We start from the raw sequence: 2,723 nt of genomic DNA, 5'->3' as shown, positions 1-2,723 counted from the left end.
TGCCGGAGCGGCACACACGATGCCCTTCGTGTGTGCCGCTCCGGCCCCGCCCGCGCACCACCGGAACGGCCCTTGTCTGAACTCTCGATCACTCCCCTCACGGTCAAATTCCCCCACAGGTCCAAGCGCGGCATCCTGCTCGGCCTCACCCTTCCCCAACTCACTCTCGTGTCCTCGGCGTTGGCGCTGCTCCTGGTCACCGTCGTCAGCACCGGGCTACTCGGCGTGATCGTGCTCGCCCCGCTGTGGGCCGCGGTCGCCGCCCTGGTCGCCATCCGCCGAGACGGCAAGTCGCTGATCGACTGGGCGCCGATCGTCGTCCGCTTCACCCGGCGCCGCCGCAGCGGGCAGACCCTGTGGCTCGCCCGCCCGGTCACCCGCCCTCGCCACGACGGCACCCTCCACCTGCCGGGCACCGCCGCCGCCCTGCGCGTCGTCACGCCCTCGGACTCGGCCAACGGCGCCGCCGCCGTCCACGACCCGCACCACCAGACCCTGACCGCCGTCGCCCGCGTCTCCAGCCGAGCCTTCGCCCTGCTCGACCCCGCCACCCAGAACCACAACGTCAGCGGGTGGGGACGAGCGCTCGCGGGCATCGCGCGGACCGGCCACGTCGCCTCGGTGCAGGTCCTGGAGCGGACCGTGCCCGACAGCGGCGACACCCTCGCCCGCCACTGGACCCAGCAGGGCTACCCCCAAACCCCGGTCGCCGGGCAGGTGTACTCCGACCTCGTCGCCTCCGCCGGGCCTGCCGCCGCACCGCACGAGACGTACCTGGCCATCTCCCTCGACCTCAAAGCCGCCAAGCGGTTGATCAGTCAGGCGGGCGGCGGCCTGCCTGGAGCGTTCACGGTGATGGAGCAGACCACCAGCGCCATCGCCCAGGCCGCTCGCAGCGCGGGCCTGATGGTCACCGGCTGGCTGAGCGCGCGGGAGATCGCCGCTGTGATCCGCACGGCCTACGACCCGGGGGCGCTCTCCAGCCTGCAACAGTGGTCCCCCAGCGGGCGCGCCGAAGCAGACCCCGCCGCGGCCGGTCCCGTCGTGCAGGTCGAGGAGTACGACCGTCTGGCCACCGACTCCGCCCGGCACGCGACGTTCTGGGTCGAGGACTGGCCAAGGACGGAGACCGGCGCCGGGTTCCTTCACGGGCTGATGTTCACCGCCGGGGTCCGGCGCAGCCTGTCCCTGATTTACGTGCCCCAGGGGCTGGAGTCGGCGATGCGCGATGTCCAGCGGAAGAAGGCGGCGATCATCTCGGATGCCGCCGAGCGCTCCCGCCGCGGGCAGGTCGACTCCGAGGCCGACAGCGTCGAGTACGCCGACGTCAAGGCCCGCGAGCGTCAGCTGATCGCCGGCCATGCCGATGTCGCCCTGACCGGACTGCTCACTGTCTCCGCCGAAACCGACGCCGCCTTGGATGCTGCGTGCGCGCAGATCGAGACCGCAGCCGTCACCGCCCAGGTCGACCTGCGCCGCCTCTACTACCAGCAGCCGGACGCCTTCACGCTCGCTGCTCTTCCTCTCGCCAGGACCGCCTTGTGACGGCCCGGCCCTCCCCGGGCGCGCTCACATCGGCGGGGTACGACGGTCTGGTCGCGCTGCTCGCGGCCGTCAAGGAGATGCAGCGGCGCCACCGGCAGCGCCTCGACGTCCACCGCGATGCGGACGGTGCGGTGCTCGAAGGCGAGTACGCCGCTTACGAGGACGTGCGCTACGAGACTGCGGTCGAAGCCGCCGATGCCCTGGACTCTCTGGCGGCGCAGCTGGAGCTCGTGTTGACCCCGCGGCCCTCCCGCGCCTTCACCATCGCACTGCGCAGTCCCGGCCACCTGGAAGGCGCGCGGTCCACGCTGTTCGTCGCCAATGACACCGACCTCGACGACGCCCATCGCCCTCTGCTCGAACTGCCCGGTCTCCGTCGTTGGCTGGAGGAGTACGACATCGTGGGCGCAGCCGACGGCTCCGGCGCCTACGTGCCCGCCGAGAGCCATCCCGATATGCGCGCTTCCGGCTCGTACATCGACCTGGGCGCCGAGCAGAATCCGGTCCGCTCCGCCCGCACCCCAACCCACACTTCGCTACCGCCCGGCCCACCGGCCACGGGCCCCGGGCACACCCGGTGACCTCTTCTCACCCCTGCCCGCAGGCAGGAAGGACATCCTCGTTGACCTCGACTCCGTACGTCGCTGACGCACACCCCTACCTGCGCGCCGCCTCCGCAGGACTGCGCCACCACACCCGCGCCCTCACCACCCCGGCCGTCGCGGCCGACCGTGTCCACCTGGATGCGCTGCACGCCCATCTCACCGCCCTGCACCGCCTCCTCGACCACCTCGCTGAGGCGAGCCGCCCCGCGCATCCCACCGCGGGCCGCCACCTGAGCACCGCGCACCTGCGGCTCTGGCAGGCCACCGCCGCCGTCCACGACGCCTTCCACGTACTGCCCGCCTCGCCCGACGACGCCGGCGGCACCCCGTGTGAGCCCGAGCGGCTACCGGAAGGCCCGCCGGTGCTGACCATCTGCCAGCGACACCTCATCTCCGGCCACGCGATCCGCCGCAAGACCACCCCCACCGACCTCAATGCCCCGCTGCACGGCCACACCCGCACCACCGGCTGCGCCATATGAGCCGAACCCGCCGAATCGAGCACCACCTGTGACCCACCGGCCCGCCCGCCGCGCCCGACGCGCCTCTGCCAGCCCCCTCTTCACCCCGAAC

The 2,723-nt window shown here is 72.5% G+C and carries 3 protein-coding genes; all 3 read left to right on the top strand.

The genetic code is table 11. From position 1 onward, the window contains the following. Window positions 1-72 precede the first annotated feature (72 nt). From ACJA3G_RS34680 to ACJA3G_RS34670, 3 genes are read left to right on the top strand one after another with little or no spacing between them, the layout of a single operon-like run. Complete coding sequence (locus ACJA3G_RS34680; RefSeq protein ID WP_406557008.1) at window positions 73-1,545, top strand: SCO6880 family protein; 1,473 nt, start codon at window positions 73-75, stop codon at window positions 1,543-1,545. Then, window positions 1,542-2,126 carry a hypothetical protein gene (locus ACJA3G_RS34675; protein WP_406557007.1) on the top strand — a complete coding sequence of 195 codons (585 nt, stop codon included), beginning with the start codon at window positions 1,542-1,544 and terminating at the stop codon, window positions 2,124-2,126. Before ACJA3G_RS34680 ends, ACJA3G_RS34675 begins: the two co-directional genes overlap by 4 nt. 41 nt (window positions 2,127-2,167) lie before the next feature. Beyond that, window positions 2,168-2,632: a DUF6238 family protein gene (locus ACJA3G_RS34670; protein ID WP_406557006.1), complete on the top strand. Its 465-nt coding sequence runs from the start codon at window positions 2,168-2,170 to the stop codon at window positions 2,630-2,632. Window positions 2,633-2,723: the final 91 nt, after the last annotated feature.

Source organism: Streptomyces sp. YS-3 (assembly GCF_045257485.1).
In the GTDB taxonomy this organism is placed as follows: domain Bacteria; phylum Actinomycetota; class Actinomycetes; order Streptomycetales; family Streptomycetaceae; genus Streptomyces.
The sequence above is the reverse complement of the archived record's forward strand: the minus strand, read 5'-3'. Positions and strand labels throughout refer to the sequence as shown.